12 protein-coding genes are annotated in these 16,343 nt (G+C 70.4%); 5 read left to right on the top strand and 7 right to left on the bottom strand.

Features of this window, described 5'->3' with window-relative positions; translation table 11 throughout:
- Positions 1 to 337 precede the first annotated feature (337 nt).
- The gene (locus tag ACLJOK_RS03535; RefSeq protein WP_410816082.1) at positions 338 to 2,233 is read left to right on the top strand and encodes a right-handed parallel beta-helix repeat-containing protein; all 1,896 of its coding nucleotides are present in this window, start codon (positions 338 to 340) and stop codon (positions 2,231 to 2,233) included.
- Positions 2,234 to 2,525: 292 nt separating this feature from the next.
- Complete coding sequence (locus ACLJOK_RS03530) at positions 2,526 to 4,163, top strand: hypothetical protein (protein WP_410816080.1); 1,638 nt, start codon at positions 2,526 to 2,528, stop codon at positions 4,161 to 4,163.
- A 68-nt stretch (positions 4,164 to 4,231) separates the two neighbouring features.
- On the opposite strand, the gene pulA is transcribed toward ACLJOK_RS03530, so the two are convergent.
- The 5 genes from pulA to ACLJOK_RS03505 all read right to left on the bottom strand — a co-directional run bounded on the left by pulA (position 4,232) and on the right by ACLJOK_RS03505 (position 12,652).
- Positions 4,232 to 9,727: a pullulanase-type alpha-1,6-glucosidase gene (gene pulA, locus ACLJOK_RS03525; RefSeq protein WP_410816079.1), complete on the bottom strand. Its 5,496-nt coding sequence runs from the start codon at positions 9,725 to 9,727 to the stop codon at positions 4,232 to 4,234.
- 110 nt (positions 9,728 to 9,837) lie between these two features.
- Positions 9,838 to 10,518, bottom strand: a complete 681-nt coding sequence (locus tag ACLJOK_RS03520) for a cellulose binding domain-containing protein (protein ID WP_410816077.1) — start codon at positions 10,516 to 10,518, stop codon at positions 9,838 to 9,840.
- Between the two features lie 112 nt (positions 10,519 to 10,630).
- Positions 10,631 to 11,311, bottom strand: coding sequence for a hypothetical protein (locus tag ACLJOK_RS03515; protein ID WP_410816075.1), 681 nt, complete (start codon positions 11,309 to 11,311; stop codon positions 10,631 to 10,633).
- A 97-nt stretch (positions 11,312 to 11,408) separates the two neighbouring features.
- On the bottom strand, positions 11,409 to 11,798 hold the full coding sequence (locus tag ACLJOK_RS03510; RefSeq protein ID WP_410816073.1) for a hypothetical protein: 390 nt from the start codon (positions 11,796 to 11,798) through the stop codon (positions 11,409 to 11,411).
- Positions 11,799 to 11,836: 38 nt separating this feature from the next.
- Positions 11,837 to 12,652, bottom strand: coding sequence for a hypothetical protein (locus ACLJOK_RS03505; protein ID WP_410816072.1), 816 nt, complete (start codon positions 12,650 to 12,652; stop codon positions 11,837 to 11,839).
- 19 nt (positions 12,653 to 12,671) lie between these two features.
- Here ACLJOK_RS03505 and ACLJOK_RS03500 point away from each other — a divergent pair, with 19 nt between their 5' ends.
- The 3 genes from ACLJOK_RS03500 (at position 12,672) to ACLJOK_RS03490 (ending at position 14,910) form a co-directional block, all read left to right on the top strand.
- Positions 12,672 to 12,860: a hypothetical protein gene (locus ACLJOK_RS03500; protein ID WP_366337342.1), complete on the top strand. Its 189-nt coding sequence runs from the start codon at positions 12,672 to 12,674 to the stop codon at positions 12,858 to 12,860.
- Between the two features lie 65 nt (positions 12,861 to 12,925).
- Entirely contained in the window at positions 12,926 to 13,648 is a 723-nt protein-coding gene (locus ACLJOK_RS03495) for an alpha/beta hydrolase (protein ID WP_410816071.1), read from the top strand.
- A 146-nt stretch (positions 13,649 to 13,794) separates the two neighbouring features.
- Positions 13,795 to 14,910 (top strand): FUSC family protein, encoded by a 1,116-nt coding sequence (locus tag ACLJOK_RS03490; protein ID WP_410816070.1) that lies wholly within the window; start codon positions 13,795 to 13,797, stop codon positions 14,908 to 14,910.
- Positions 14,911 to 14,914: 4 nt separating this feature from the next.
- Here the strand turns inward: ACLJOK_RS03490 and ACLJOK_RS03485 are convergent, their stop codons facing one another.
- Positions 14,915 to 15,859: a hypothetical protein gene (locus tag ACLJOK_RS03485; RefSeq protein WP_410816068.1), complete on the bottom strand. Its 945-nt coding sequence runs from the start codon at positions 15,857 to 15,859 to the stop codon at positions 14,915 to 14,917.
- Complete coding sequence (locus tag ACLJOK_RS03480; RefSeq protein ID WP_410816067.1) at positions 15,856 to 16,341, bottom strand: hypothetical protein; 486 nt, start codon at positions 16,339 to 16,341, stop codon at positions 15,856 to 15,858. Before ACLJOK_RS03480 ends, ACLJOK_RS03485 begins: the two co-directional genes overlap by 4 nt.
- Between the last annotated feature and the right edge of the window lie 2 nt (positions 16,342 to 16,343).

The raw sequence follows: 16,343 nt of genomic DNA, 5'->3' as shown, positions 1-16,343 counted from the left end.
ACCCGCCAGACCGGCGAAGAGACCCGACGGCGCGGCGCACCGTCGACCCGCGGTGACGCCCGCACGGTGGCGACGGCATGCGGGCGGGGCGAGGTTCGGCTTACCGAGCGCCCGCAGTCCGTCGGTATTCGCCCTGCTCAGGGCGCTTCCTACCGGTCAGGACCACTCGGTCGCCCTCGCCTGACCTGCGCCAAATGCGTGGTTGTCTCAGATAAGTCCGCATCGCGAAGATGGTTCTCATACGGTGAGGATCAGAGGCTACAACCCATTTGTAGCTGGTCGTGGCGCCTCGGGCGGTGCGATCCCGTCTGGTAGCAGGAAAGGGCGGAAGGCTCTGATGTCCAACGACGTAACGAGTACCGACGGCGGGGCCTCGGCGGCTCCGCCGACACGGCGAAGGCGGGCGCTCTGGGTCGCCGGTGTGGCCGGGCTGACCGGCGTGGTCGGCCTGGCGGCCCTCGGCGGCGTCGCCGCTCGGGACGACAAGCCGAAGTCCGACCAGGTGTCGGACGCGCAGCCGTCGACCAACCGGCAGACCGTCAGCGATGACGGCGGCGCGGACAAGGGCGGCGCCAAGGACGACGGCGGTCAGGACGACGAGTGGAGCGGCGACGACTGGAGCGGCTTCGACGACCAGTCCGGCAAGGATGGCAAAGAGCGCAAGGACGGCAAGGACGCCAAGGACGGCAAGGACGGCGAGAAGGACCGCACCAAGCAGGTCCCGTGCGACTCCGACAAGCTGATCCAGGCGATCACGTTCGCCAACAACGAGGACGGCGGCGTGCTGGAGCTGGCCAGGGGCTGCACCTACACCCTGACTCGCAACCAGGACGGCAACGGCCTCCCGGTGATCACCGAGCACATCACCCTCAAGGGTGAGCACACCACCATCGGCCGCGAGGCCACTGCCGACTACTTCCGCATCCTCAATGTCGGCGCCGGCGGGCACCTCACTCTCAAGGGCCTGAGCATCAGGGGTGGCCAGACGCTTCAGTCCCCGATGACCGCTGACCCGGCGACGGTCTGGGCACCGTACTCGGCCCCGGTCCGCTCGACCGTGGCCAGACCGGCCGCAGCGGCGCCCGCCGCCGCAGCCGCACCCAGCGCCAAGCCAGCGGCGGCGGCAGCAGCAGCAGCGCAACCGGCGGCAACCGCCGCCAAGCCGGCCGCGAAGGCCGCCGTCAAGGCAGCACCCGCGAAGGCAGCGCCCGCTAAGGCGGCACCCGCTAAGGCGGCACCCGCCAAGGCCACCGCCAAGCCGGCCGCGAAAGCCGCGGCAGCGACCAAGGCGGCCCCGGCCAAGCCGGTAGCCGCAGCGGCGCCGGTGGGTGCCGGTACGGCCGTCGTACCGCTGGTCGAGCAGCCCGGGTTCACCGACGGCGCCGGGGTGCTGGTGCAGCCCGGTGGTCGCGCGGAGATCCTGGACAGCGAGTTGCTCTACAACCAGTCCGGCGGCAGCGGCGGCGGCCTGGCCAACTTCGGCAGCACCAGGCTCGGCAAGACGACGGTCGCGCACAACACCGCCTTCTTCGTCGGCGGCGGCATCTTCAACGCCGGCGTACTCCAGGTCGACGAGTCGAAGATCAAGGACAACACCGGGATCATCGGTGGCGGTGGCATCTCCAACGGCGCGCCGGCGATTCGCAGCGAGGGCGTTGTGGGCGGTTCGGTCTGGGTCCACAAGAGCGAGGTCACCGACAACGAGACGCTCGGCTTCGGCGGCGGCGTGCTGGATGTCGAGGGCACCACGACACTGCACCAGACGACGGTCAGTGACAACACCGCGGTGCTCGAGGGTGGTGGCGTCGCGGTGGCGGACAGCCAACTCACCCTCAAGGACGCCACGGTGGTCAGGAACAGCACCGCTCGCGAGGGTGGCGGCCTGTTCGTGAGCTCCGACAGCGTCGCGACGATCGAGAGCAGCAGGATCAACGACAACACCTCGGTCTTGTGGGGCGCCGGCCTCTACAACGACGACGGCGTCACCACGCTGCGCGACAGCGAAGTGGTGGGCAACCGGGCCGTCGGTCCGCTCGCCCGTGGCGGCGGCATCGTCAACGCCGACGGGAGCGAGGTCAGACTCCACCGGACGAAGGTGGCGCACAACTTCTCCACCCTTGAGCCGGGAGGCATCTTCAACAGCGTCGGCGGCACCGTGACGCTGGACGACGAGTCCGCGGTCACTGCCAACCGCCCGACCAACTGCTTCAACGTTACGGACTGCTTCGCCTGATCGGGTGGGGCTGAACCACATAGAAGGGGGCGCCCCTTCGAGCCGTCACCGGCTCGGAGGGGCGTACCCATTTGGGCAGGTCAGGCGCGTGCAGGCCGGCTTGGGGGGCCGTGTGTCGATCCAGGCCCCGGTGGGGGCAACATGAACCGAATGTGGGCTTCTCTCGGATAAGCCCGCGAGGCGAGGAACCTTCTCATACGGTGGTTTTGGGAGCTACAACCGATTTGTAGCAGGGGACACCCGTCTGACGGCGGCGACCCTGTCTGGTACGAGGAGAGGGCAGAGAGCTCCGATGTCCAACTACCTAACGAACAACGAAGCCTCCGGGCGGGCGACGGCCAAGAGCCGCCGCAAGCTCTGGCTCGCCAGTGGCGTGGCCGGTTTGACGGGCGTGATCAGTCTCGCGGCGGTGGGCGTCGCGGGCAGCGCCGGAGCGGTCGGCTTGAACTGGAACACCGCGCAGGTCAGCAAGGACGGCGACCAGCGGGGTGACGAGGGACGCGACTGGGACAAGGACAAGGACAAGAACCGGGACGACAAGGACCGGGACAAGGACCACGAGCGCGGGAAGGAGGTGCCCTGCGACACCGACAAGCTGATTCAGGCGATCGTGTTCGCCAACAACAAGCACGGCGGTGTGCTGGAGCTGGCCAAGGGCTGCACCTACAACCTGACCCGCAACGACTACGAGGGCAACGGCCTGCCGGTCATCACCGAGCGGATCACGCTCAAGGGTGAGCACACCACGATCTCTCGGGAAGCCACGGCGGACTACTTCCGCATCCTCAACGTCGGCGCCGGTGGTCACCTCACCATCAAGGGCCTGACCATCAAGGGTGGCCAGACCCTCGAACTGGAGAACGGTGTCGAGCCGGCCGCGGTCTGGGCGGCCTACTCGGACTCCGAGGCGCTCGCCGCGCAGGTGAAGGCGGGCACCCCGTTGGCCCAGGCGCTCACCGCGCGGCAGGCCAACCCGAAGGCGGGCCTGAAGGCCGCGCCGAAGGTCACCCCGAAGGCCACGCCGGGCGTCGTCACGCCGCTCGTCGAGCAGCCGGAGGAGAACGACGGTGCCGGAATCCTGGTTCAGCCGGGTGGCACCGCCGAGATCCTGGAGTCCGAGGTCGTCCTGAACCAGTCGGGCGGCAACGGTGGTGGTGTGGCCAACTTCGGCACCACGAAGATCTGGCACAGCACCGTCACCCGTAACACCGCCTTCTTCTTCGGTGGCGGCGTCTTCAACGCCGGGCTGCTCAAGGTCGAGGAGTCGAAGATCAAGGACAACACCGCCGTCATCGGTGGTGGCGGTATCTCCAACGGTGCCGCGGAGATCTTCACCGAGGACGTCGACGGCGGAACGGTCGAGCTCAAGAAGGCCGAGATCACCGACAACGAGACGCTCGGCTTCGGTGGTGGCTACCTCGACATCGAGGGCAACACCACGGCGTACGAGACCAAGTTCGTCTCGAACACAGCGGTTCTCGCCGGTGGCGGTATCGCCGCGGCGGACAGCCAGCTGAACCTGCACAACGTCACGGTGGAGCGCAACAGCACCGCCGGTGTCGGTGGCGGTGTGGCCATCGCCTTCGACAGCGTGGCCACGTTCGAGAAGAGCAGCATCAAGGACAACACCGCCGGCTTCTTCGGCGGCGGGCTCTTCAACGCCGGCAGCGTCACCACGCTGCGCGACAGCGAGGTCGTCGGCAACCGGGCCGTGGGTCCGATCGGAGTCGGCGGCGGCATCTTCAACATCTTCGGCGAGGTCAACCTGTCGAAGACGAAGGTCGCCCACAACTTCTCCACCTTCGAGCCGGGCGGTGTCTTCAGCTTCTTCGGAGACGTGAACCTGGACGACAAGTCCGCCATCACCGCGAACCGTCCGACCAACTGCCTGGCCATCCCGGGCGGCACGATCGACAACTGCTTCGCCTGATCGATCACGTAGCACCAGCACAACGGACCGGCCCCCTTCCGCGAGACGCGGAAGGGGGCCGGTTCACGTCACTTCTGGACGAAGACCGCCACGCTGCGCGCTGGTACGGCGAACGTGCCGGCCGCCCTGTCGAACGAGGCGGTACGCAGCACCGGGTCGGCCGAGTCGACAAGCACCGGGTGCAGTGCCACGTCCGCTCCGCGCAGTCCGGTCACCGTCTGGTTGGCCGCCGACGGGGTGCTGTTGAAGACGACGGTCAGCGACTTCCACGGCCCGCCCAGCCCACTGGCGTCCAGCGTCATGGTCAGCACACCCGGCGTCTCCTGCGCACCGGACAGCGGGAACGCCACCCGCCGCTGTACCTGCTCGGCGGTGGCCAGCCCGAACACCGGCGACGACGCCCGGATACGCAGCAACTCGGCGTACCGGGCGTCGGTGGTGTTGATCGCCGCGCAGTCCGGCACGAGCGCCGGGTCGGCCAGCAGCGGCTTGGCGTAGGACCACTTGTCCTCGTTGTCGGGCGCGGGCGGCAGACCGGCGCCGAACCCGTTGCCCCGTGCACAGCCCCAGCGGATCTGGTTGAACCAGTCACCGGAGTTGTACGAGTTGCGGTCCAGCGACTTCGACCGCAACCGTTCGGTGCCGGCGGTGACGAACCCGGTGCCCTGTCCCAGCACCACAGTGCCCAGCGCCAGCACCTGCATCCGTGAGCGGTCCGCCGCCGTCGTGGCCTGCGGCAGCTTGTACGCCAACGCGTCGTACAGGATCTCGTTGTCGTGCGCGTCGGCGTAGGTGACGGCCTCCCCCGGCGCGGCGGTGTAGCCGGCCGGGGAGCCGTTGTAGTCCACCTGCGCCCCGGTGACCTCACGCCCGGCCGTGTCGGTGAACCGGTATCCGCGCAGGTTGCCGGTGAGTCCCACCTTGATCAGGTCGTGGGCGTGCAGGAGTCGGGCCTTCTGCTCGGCGGGTGACCCGTTGACCGCATCGCCGTTCGGGTCGGTGTAGAGCCCGGAGGCGAAACCCTGCACCCGGGGGTTGGTGTCGAACGGTCCGCCGCCGCGCACCGCGTCGCGCAGCCGGTCGTTGAAGGTCCCGATACCGGTGCCGGCCATGTTGGCCTGGGTGGCCTGGACGAAACGGGCGTCGTTGGCGACCTCGCCGAAGTTCCAGCCCTCGCCGTAGAGCATGATCGCCTTGCCGTCCACGCCGTCGCGGGCGACGGTCAACCGGTCCAGGGCTGCCCTGACTGCCAGGATGTTCGCCTTCGGGTGGTGACCCATCAGGTCGAAGCGGAAGCCGTCCACCTTGTACTGCCGGGCCCAGGTGACCAGCGAGTCGACCACCAGCTTGCCCATCATGGCGTGCTCGGGGGCGGTGTTGGCGCAGCAGGTGGAGTTGGCCACGGCGCCGTCCTCCAGCAGCCGGTGGTAGTAGCCGGGCACGATCTGGTCGAGCACCGACTTCGCATCGGTGCCGGCCGCCGACGTGTGGTTGTAGACCACGTCCATGACCACCCGCAGCCCGGCGTCGTTCACCCCGGCGACCATCCGCCGGAACTCGGTGGTCCGCGCCGCGCCGGTCGGGTCGACGGCGTAGCCGCCCTCGGGCACCGTGTAGTGCAGCGGGTCGTACCCCCAGTTGTAGCCGTCGGTTTCGGCGACCGCCGCCACGCACTTCTGCTGCTCGGCCGAGTCCGGCGGCAGCGCCGCCAGGTCGCAGGCCGGCTGCCGCTGGTCGGCCCGCTTCTCCGGAATCGTCGCGAAGTCGAACGCCGGCAGCAGGTGCAGGTGGGTGACCCCGGCGTCGCCGAGCGCCCGCAGGTGGGTCATGCCGGCGGTTTTCGGGTCGGTGAACGAGAGGAAGGTCCCCCGCCGCTCGGCCGGCACTGTGTCGTCGGCGATGGAGAAGTCCCGCACGGACAGCTCGGTGATCTGCGCCTTCGCTGCCGGCACCGGTGCCGGTTTGCGCAGCGTGCGCCACCCGGAGGGTGCCAGCGCCGGGTCGTTCAGGTCGACGAGTTGGCTGTGCGTGGAGTCCGCGGCGAGGGCCACCGAGTACGGGTCGGTGACCGCCGCGGTGACTATCCGCTGCGCCGCCGGCTGCCACGCCCGCACCTCGTACCGGTAGAACTTGCCGGTCCAGGTTTGGTCGCCGCGCACCGACCAGGCACCGGTGCGGTCGTCGCGGCGCATCGGCACCGTCTTCGGCGCGGCGGTGGGCGAGTCGAACAGCTGCAGGCGCACGCTGTGGGCGGTCGGCGCCCACAGCGCGAGGCTCGGCGTCCGGCCCGCGAACGTGGGCCCGAGGGTGGCGTCGGCCGCCCGGGAGTACACGTCGTCGAGCACGCCGGGGATCTGCACGCCGGTCGCGGCGAGCAGCGCACCCTCGGCGTCGCGTTCGGTGACCAGCAGCTGCCCCCGCAGCGCCGCCGGGACCTTGGCCAGGTCCGCCCGGTCCAGGGCGAAGCTACGGTACGACCACAGGTGCGGGAACCTGTCGCGTTGCGCCTCGGTGAGCCCGTTGCGCTGCGCCCGCAGCGGCATCGTGGTGTACGTGCCGGTCAGCTCGCCGTCGACCACGCTGACCCCGCCGGTGGGCGCGGTGACCAGCGCGTACGTCCTGCCGTCGGTCGGCGGTGTCTGCCACGCCACTGTGGACCTGTCGATCCAGTGCGCCTTCTGCTTGCTGATGTCGGTGTCTCCGCTGGCGGTGGTGGCCGTCGACGGCAGCAGGCGGCCCGGTGTGGCGGCGAGGAGCCACACCTCCCGGCCGGCGCTGGCGAAGTCGAGCCGCTGGTCGTCGGGCAGGTCCTTGGTGTCGCCCTGGTGGATGATGTAGTTCAGGCCGGTGGCGCCGGCCGCGAGCGGCACCCGGAACACCGCCCCGAACGCGTCGATGGAGGTCGGTCGCAGCGGGGCTGACCACTCGGTCGGGTTCGCCGCACCGTCCCACAGGTGCAGGCCCCAGCCGTCGTAGTTGCCGTCGGCCCGCCGGTAGTGCAGCACGGCGGTGCCCTCCTCGACCGGCGGGGCCGGTTCACCGGTGGCCGCCTGCCTGCTCGGGTAGATCGCCGGGTCGCCCTGCTTGAGCCAGATCTCGCCGGTCTGGGTGACGTCGATGCTGCGGTCCTGGGCGACGTCCTTCGTACCAGCCTTGTCGACAACCAGGAAGTTCACCGACGTCGCGCCCGGCTTGAGTTTCACCCAGGCGAACCGGCCGTAGGAGTCCTCCCCGGCGAACGGCTGCCCCTTCGGCCACTCGGTGACGTACGCCGGGTCGATGTCCCCCCACGCGTACAGCCCCCAGTCGTCGTACCCCCCGGCCGGGCGCTGGTAGTGCACCACCGCCCACTCCCGGGAGCTGCCCTGCGCCGGGGTCCCCACGACGGCGGTGGACCGGGCGGTGGCGGTACGGCCCCGGCCGTCGCGGACCACCGCCTTGTACTCGACACGGGTGCCGCCGGCCAGGCCGGTCAGGTCGTGCTGCACCGTGTACGGGGCGTGGTCGGCGCTGCCCAGCAGCGTCCACCGGCCGCCGGCCACCCGCGCCGCGACGGCGACGGTGGCCAGCGGGTCGCCGGTCACCCGGGCGGTGACCGCCGCCCGGGTGGCGACCGGCTCGTCCGGAACCGGGTTGGTGATGGTGATGGTCGGCTTGTCGGCCGCCCGTGCGATGGGGTTGCCGGCCCGGTACACCGCCGCCGACAGCGGCGGCACGGTGAGGGTCAGCTCGCCGTCACCCCCGGCCTGTTCGTCGCCTGAGCCGCCGTAGATGCCGGTGAAGGTGGCGCCGGCCGACCAGGTGTCCACCGTGACAGTCTGCGCGGTGTCGGCGTTGTTCACGGCCACCACGTACTCGGTGCGGTCGGCCGGGGCGATCCGGGAGGCGGCGAAGACACCCGGCCCGTCGTCCGCGTACCGGGTGACCTGCACACCGTCGCGCAACGCCGGGTGGGCCTGACGCAGCCGGCCCAGGTCGGCGATGGTCCGGTACAGCGGGTGGGTCGAGTCGAACTGGTCGCTGGCGTGGGTGCGGTCGGTGCCGAGCAGGTCGTCGTCGAGGTAGTCGGGAACCTTCGACGCGAACATGTCCTGGCGGGCGTCCTTGTCCCCGCCCGGGCCGGTGAAGCCCTGTTCGTCGCCGGAGTAGACCACCGGCTGGCCACGGGTCAGGAACATCAACTGATGCGCGAGCTGGTCACGACGCAGGTGGCTGGCCGGGTCGCTGCCACCACCGGCGATGAACGATCCGATCCGGCCCATGTCGTGGTTGCCGAGGAAGGTGGTCAACCGGCCCGCGTCCGTGTCCCGGGCCGCGTAGAGGTCGTCGCGGGCGTACACGTCGGCGAGCGCCTTCGCGGAGCCGGCGCCGGCGGTGAAGCCCCGCGCGGCCTCCTGGAAGGCGAAGTCGAGGGTGGCCGGCAGGCCACCCTGGCGGACGTAGCTGGAGCTGATCTCCGGGTCGGCGCTGTACACCTCGCCGAACATGAAGAAGTCCTTCTTGCCGGCCTTCTCCGCGGCCCGCTCGATGCCCTGGCTGAACTGCGGCCAGAAGTCCATGTTGACGTGCTTCACGGTGTCCAGTCGGAAGCCGTCGACGCCGGTCGCGCCGATCCAGTCCCCGTACGCCTTGGTCAGGCCCCGGACCACCTCGGGACGCTCGGTCCACAGGTCGTCGAGGCCGAAGAAGTCGCCGTACTCGCTGTTCTCGCCGGCGAAGGTGGAGTCACCCCGGTTGTGGTACATGGCGGCGTCGTTCAGCCAGGCCGGGACCTTGACGCTCGCGTCCTTCGGGTCGGCGAACGTCGGCGTGTACGGGAAGGACTCCTTGTCGACCGGCGGGAACGCCCGGGAGCCGTCGGCGTAGTTGCGGTCCTCGAACGCCCGGCCCTGCGCGTCGGTGTACGGCGAGGTCGCCTTGTCCACGTACGCGTACTTGTCCTCGGCGTACTTGATGACGTCGGCGGTGTGGTTGACGATCACATCGAGGTAGATCTTGAGGCCGCGCTGGTGGGCGAGCTTGACCAGCCGCTTCATCTCTTCCATCGTGCCGAAGTGCGGGTCCACCTGGGTGAAGTCGGTGATCCAGTAGCCGTGGTAGCCGGCCGAGACGTCGTTGCCGGCACCCTGCACCGGCCGGTTCTTGAAGATCGGGGCGAGCCAGATCGCAGTGGTGCCCATCCCCTGGATGTAGTCCAGTTTGTCGATGACGCCCTTGAGGTCGCCGCCGTGATAGAAGCCTTTGTCGGTCGGGTCGAGGCCGGTCCGCAGCCGGTCGCCGGTGAGGCCGCCCCGGTCGTTGCGGGGGTCTCCGTTGGCGAACCGGTCCGGCAGGACGAAGTAGAACTGCTCGGCTCGGGCGGAGTTGCCGCCGGCCTTCAGCAGCGCCTCGGCGGTGGGTTCGGCACGCCACTGGGTCGCGCCGCCGATCGCGAGCGGGGCGCCGTCGGACGGGCGGGGGCCCGCGGCGGCGGGGTGCACGGCGACCGGAGCGCCGACGAGCGTGACGGTGAGCAGGGAGGCAAGGGCCAGCAGGGCGGTGCGCGGTAACGGCGGGGGTTTCATCGACGCCTTCCTCTGGTCGCTGATTGGCCGCACGCTAACCCTTGCCGAAACATTCTGCAATACCTTGCAAACATGGTCGCAACAAAGCAGCATCCTTGCAGAAGGGCCGGTCAGAACCCGTTGCAGCGCGCCCCGTCCACTGTGCACTCCCGTGGTGTGTGGGACGCCCGCTCCATGTGGAACCGCAACGACACCGAACCACCGGGCGACACCTCGACCCCGCTGACGTACGTGAAGCCGTTGTCGGACTGGCGGACCGTTCCCTGTGGGACGCCCTCCACCCAGGCGGTCACCAGCCGTCCACCGGAGAACTCCAACCGCACCGTCCAACCACGGCTCCGGGCGGACGTGTTGACCATCGCCACCTCGCCGATGAAACCGCCGTCGAAGCTCTGCACCACCCGGTACCGCCCGGTCATCGCCGGTTGCCCCTGCGCGGCCCGGCTCGGCGACCGTGTCGCCGTCGGCTTCCCGGTCGGACCGACCGTCGGTGAACCGGACCCGGCGGCGGCGCTCGGCGGCAGCCCGCTCGCACGCCCGGATATTCCCGGCAGCACCGGCGCCGGAGACGGCACCGACGTGGCCACGCTCGGTGCCACCACGGCCGACGGCACCGGCAGCGCCGGCGGCTGCGCGCCGTCCGGCGCGGGGCTACGTCCCCGGTACGCGCCCAGGGCCACGATGAGCAGGACCACCATCACGACGACACCGGCGCCCACCACGATCCAGGGCGACGTGGCAATCGCGACCGGACCGTGTGGCGGGCGCGGAACACGGCGCATGCCGGACATGTACCTCCTTCAGCGGACCGTCCGCGCAGCGTAGCGATCGGCGGCCCGGCCCGGAAAGCCTTGGCCGCGCAGCGTCACCGCACCACGACCCGGCTCCGGCTCCGGCTCCGGCTCAGCCGATCCGGCAGTCGACTCCGTTGATCGTGCACTTGAGCGGTCGCTGCGCCGAGTCACCCCAGCCGACGCGCAGCCGAAGCGTCCGAGAGTCACCCGCATCCAGCGAACGGGTGCCGCGCAACACGAACTCCCCGTGCCCGCGCCCCCGCACCGAGACGCCCGAGTCATCACTCAACCGCAGAGTCCAGGTGTCGTCGTCGAACACCAACTCCACCTGCCAGTCCACCGACCGACTCGACTCGTTGGCGAGCGACAGCACCGCCGAGTCCCCGTCCCAGCCGTTCGTACCGACCTGGTAGCGGGCGCCGACCGTGTCGTCCGCCGATGCCGGCGGCGCCGCCAGGACGTTCGTCCGCCCCGGAGTCGGCGAGCCGGTCACTGTGGCCCGCGGCGACGGCGTCCGACTACTGCGCGACGGTCGCGGCGACACCGAGCGCCGCTCCACAGCGGCCGGAGTCGGCCCACCGGTGGCCGACGCGGCGGCCGGCACTGTCGGCAGGAACGCCGGAGGCGCGGCCTGCGGCGGCGCCTCCCGCTCCCTGGTCCGAAACGACAACAGCGCGATCACCAGGAGCACCACCAGCGCGCACACACCGAGCAGCACCACTATCCACGGCATCGACGCCAACACCCGCGCCGCCCGCGAATCCGCCACACCGTCCGGCCGCACCGCCATCAGGTCTCCCCTCGTCCCCACCGACGCGACAGCGTAGCCAGCGCCGCACGGACCGGAAACCGGGCGGGTACGGATCGGGCCGACCGGCCCCGGTCGGTCAGCCCGTCCGGACGACCGTGCAGATCAGTGGTCCGTCATCCGAGATACGAAGCAGGTAGCGGTAACGCTCACCCGGCACCGCCTGCCCCCGACTGTCCAGGAATTCCCACTCCACCGCCACCATCGTCAACAACGCGGACACCTGCTGCGCGTCCTCGATCCGGGCATGGGCCGCGACCAATTCCCGGTCCTGGTAGTCGGGCGCGGCGCCCACGAAGGAGAGCGCCACCGCCGCCGCGGACGTGAACGAGAAGCTGTAGGTGTCCGCCACCACCAACCCCGGCAGGGCGTAACAACCGGCGATGGCCGGCAGGTCGCCGGAGGTCAACGCCACGCCGTACCGGTCGAAGAAGTCGGCCAACGTGTCAAGATCCGTGGAGGCGTTCACGGTCACAGCAATTGCCGGTCACCGCCCAGGTCAAACCTTCAGCGCGGCGGTACCCGCACCTCGATCTCCGAACCCAACCGGGCGTCGGCGGCCAGACCCAGGTCGTCCCCGCTCCAGAACCGCCCCGGGTCATACCAGTTCGGACGCCGACCCGCCGGCAGCAACCCCATGGCCTCATAGGTCACCGCCACCACTTCGGCGCAGTACGCCGTCTCCAGCGCCCGGTCCCGCTCCCCCGCCGACCGGGCCGAGCTGACCGGGCCGGATGGGGTGGCGCGGTCGGACTGGTTGGGGCGGTCGGCCGGGTTGGCGCGGTTGGCCTGGCTGGGGCGGTCGGTCGGGGTCGGTCGAGGTGTCGGCTGGCCGAGGCGTGACAGCGCCGACAGCCGACCGAGGTGCGGCAGCGCGGGTAGCCCGCCGGGGCGCGGCAGCGCCGGCACCCGACCCCGCACCCAGCGCCACGCCAACTGGGCGGTCGACGGGAACGGCGTACCGTCCAACCGCGCGATCGTCCGCAGCACCGCCCGCTCCATCTCCGCGTCGGCCGGCGGGTCGAGCTGGCGCAGCCAGGCCCGTTGGCCGTACCGGTTGGCCCACACGCAGACCGCGTCCCGCAGGTCGTGCAGTTGGACACCGCGTTGGTGGGTGCCCGACCACAGGTCCGGCAACGACCTGCCCAACTCCGCGTGCCACATCAGCGGCGGCATGTCGTCCAGCACCACCGCCATCCCGACGTGGTTCACCGGGCTGTTGGTGGTGAACTGGATCGCCCGGTCCGGCACGCTGCGACCCCGGAACACCCACACGTCACCGGTGCGGGTCAACTCGACGGCCTCATCCAGGCTGATGCTCATGAGGGTCTAGCCTAGGCCGATGCGGCAAAAAATGCGGTGGTGGAAGGTTCTCGGGCTGGCCGGGCTCGCCGGCGTCGCGGCCTCCGGTGTGGTCATCGCGCGAGCCGAACGGCGGCGGCGCGCGTACACCCCCGAGGAGATCCGGCAGCGGCTGCTGGAGCGGCACGCCCAGGCCGGCGACGCCGCGAAGCCCGGCGACCCGGCCTGACCCACCGTCCCCTGTAGATCGTCAGTGGGGCAACCGGGCAGGTCGATGATCGATACGATCAGGGCATGACGACGCCCGTCGCACAACGGCCCTTCGTCCTGTCCACCCCGGCCGCGCCGGTCGAACGACACGGCAACGTCGACCTGCACCTGCCCACCCACACCGGCTCCGCGCCCGCCGTCGTGGTGGTGCACGGCGCTCCGCTGCCACCCGACGCGCCCGACCCCCGCGACTGGCTGCTCTACCGCGGCTACGGCGCGCTGCTCGCCGCGAGCGGCGTGGTCACCGCGCTGGTCAGCTACCAGGTGTCCGACCTGTCGGCGCTGCCCGCCGCAGCCGACGACATCGCCGCCATGGTCGAGCAGGTCCGCGCCGATCCGCGGGTCGACAGCGAGCGGGTGGTGCTGTGGTTCTTCTCCGGCGGCGGCCTCTTCGCGGCCGACTGGCTCCGCGTTCCGCCGCCGTGGCTACGCGGGATCGCACTGACGTACCCGCTGCTCGTCCCGTTCCCCGGCTGGGAGGTCGACGCCCGGTTCCTGCCGGTCGAAGCCCTCAGCTCCGGCACTGGCGTGCCACTGGTCCTGACCCGCGCCGGCCAGGACATCCCACCGGTCTTGGCCGGCATCGACGCGTTCCTGCCTGCGGCGACCGCGCAGGGCTGGCCGATGCGGGTGATCGAGGTGCCGGACGGCCAGCACTCCTTCGACATCCTCAACCACGGCCCGCAATCCGAGGCAGCCGTCCTTGCCGCCCGCGACGCGGTCCTGGAGCTGCTCGACGCCGGCTGACCCACTCCGCCGGCCCGAATAACCCCCTCCGCCCGCGGATGCGCAGACGTCCGCCGGTGCCGCATCAGATTGGGGGATCTCTCGCACCCGACGTTCGCCGCCGTACGACGATCGTCAGAGAGCCGGTCGGTGGTGGGGGGTGAGAAGTGCGCGGCAGACGTCGGGGTGCCCGACCGGCGGAAAGTGCGCTGCGCGAGGGCCGGGAGGCCTACGAACGGCTTCGCACTTACCTCATTCTCGCGGTGCAGGCGGGGGTGGCCGCCGGGTTGGCCTGGTTCGTTGCCAGCGACGTGCTGCACAATCCGCAGCCGCTGTTCGCACCCGCCGCCGCGGTCGGCACCATCGCGGCGGCCATCGGTAATCGGGCCCGTCGAACTCTCGAACTTCTCGCCGGGGTGTTCCTGGGGGTGCTGGTCGGAAACGGGATCATACGGTTCATCGGGGCGGGACCAATACAGACCGGTGTGGTCGTGGCACTGGCCATTTCGGCGGCAGCCGTCTTTCGTGGCACCGGAGCCGTCATGGTGCAGGCGGGAAGCACCGCCGTCCTGCTCGGCACAGTGTCTCCGGACCGGCCGGACCTGGCCGTGCCCCGGACGGCGAATGCGCTGGTCGGTGTGGTGGTGGCCATCGTGGTGGCCTTGCTGATTCTGCCGCTCAATCCGGTGCGGATCGTGCACCGCGCCGCTGGTCCGACAGTCGATGCCATCGCCCGGGAGATGACCGCCATCGCCAATGCACTGGCTCACCGCGACGTGCGGCAGGCCGAGGATGCCCTACAGCGACTGCGAGCGACGGAGGCGTCACGACGAAACACGGCCGATGTGGTCGCCGCAGCATGTGAAGTCGCGATTCTCTCACCGTGGCGGAGGAGACGGCTGGGCATCATGCGTCGGTACGCGCGGGCGGCCGAACACCTGGAGCTCGCCTACACCAGCAGCCGCGAGATGGTGCAGTGGGCGGTGTCGGCACTACACGCCGGGGAGACGTTGCCGGCCGGCCTCTCCACGGCGATCGAGCACTTCGGCCAGGCGTTCAGGCTCCTGCATCGTGACTTCCTGGCCGGACGGGAGCCGGACCGCGCGCGGGAGCGGGCGCTACAGGTGATCAATGACATCAACGAGGCATGCGCCGAGGGTGTCGGGTCCTCCGGGGCTGTCGTCGTCTCGCAACTACGCGTTGTCGTCAGTCAACTGCTCCAGATCTCCGGGCTCCCCCAGACGGAGGCGAATCAGCGGGCCGGTTTGAACGCCGACGTGTGAGCGTTCAGGCCAGCGGGCCGTCGGTCTCGGCCGCCAGGTTGAGGCGATCCCGGATCAGCGCGAGCACGGTGTCGGTGGTCCGGTCGAGGTGGCTGCGCCCATCAGCCAGGCGGGCCTCCGGGGCGATGTAGCTGCGGGGACCGATGTGCGTGGCAGGGTCGAGCCGGTGCACGGTGATCTTGCCTTCGCGGTCGGCCCGGTTCCATCCGCTCCAGCGGAACAGCCGCCACCGCTGCGGGAAGATCCAGGTGCCGACTCGCTCGATCCAGTCACCGGCACTGGTGAGCTGGTAGAGGTGCTGAGCATGGGTGATGTCGTTGGCACCGTTGTGGAACCCACCGAGAGTGATCAGCCAGAGCGGGGTACGCAGTTGGGACCACAGTTCGTTCACCGCACCGCTGGCGACCTGGGCGCCACCGCTGTAGCTGAGCAACACCACGGGTATGCCGCTGTCTTGCCGGTAACCGGCGACCTGGAGTTCGGTGGCGATCTGCGCACCGACGGCACGGTTGTACAGGGGACGGTAGCGGCGGTCGGCGGCGACGAAGATCTGCATCACGTTGTGCAGGAACAGCAGTAGCCCGATGCGGCGGCGCAGCCAGGTCCAGACCGGCCGGTCGGCGAGCGGCACGGCGAGCGGGGAGTAGGGCTGCACCTGGCCCAGCACCCGGAGCTCCGGCGCTCGGTTGATCAGGGCCTTGACCAGTCGGCCACCATCGCGGGTGTCGTGGAAACGGCGCTTCCCGATGCCGTCCAGATAGACCAGGTAGGCGTCCGGAGGGCGGTCCGGATCCGCCCCTCGGGCGTAGGACATGCCCTCGGCGCGGGAGATGGTGGGTGTGCGCCATCCTGCGGCGTAGACCAGCACCTCGTAGCGGGCGAGCAGGGCCTCGGCGATCAGCACCAGTCCCAGCCCTCCGAGCAGCAGCAGGAGCGCCAGTCCGATCACGCGACCGGCTCCGGTGCTCGTCTGGTGTTGAGCTTCACGACAAGGCGGCGGACAGCCTCGACGGAGACACCGAGCCCGACTCCCGCGATCGCTACGCAGCCGGCGGCCTCCCACCAGCCAACTCCGGCCACCGTGGCGAGAGCACCGGCGAGGCCGGCCCCCACTCCCACCATGAGCAACAGGTGCAGCAGTGGCCCGAGCAGCGGGAACGCGAGAACCCCAGCAAGTACCAGCGGAACGGCCAGGCCCGGTGTCCAGACCAGGGCGTCGGACGGTGCGGTGGGCAACACCAGACCGGCAACGGCCCACGCGGACAGCGGCCAGAGCGCGAACACCGCGCCGTCGACGATCGCGCCCGCCAGCAACAACCCGACCACCCTCGCGTGGGACACGCCGGACAGGCGTGCCACCACCGGCAGGAGACGCCCGGCGGCCTCGGACAGCCCGGCGACCAGCAGCAGGATGGCGACAATGGGAGACATCG

It is taken from the genome of Micromonospora sp. 050-3 (genome assembly GCF_046549335.1).
Taxonomy (GTDB): domain Bacteria; phylum Actinomycetota; class Actinomycetes; order Mycobacteriales; family Micromonosporaceae; genus Micromonospora; species Micromonospora trifolii.
The sequence above is the reverse complement of the archived record's forward strand: the minus strand, read 5'-3'. Positions and strand labels throughout refer to the sequence as shown.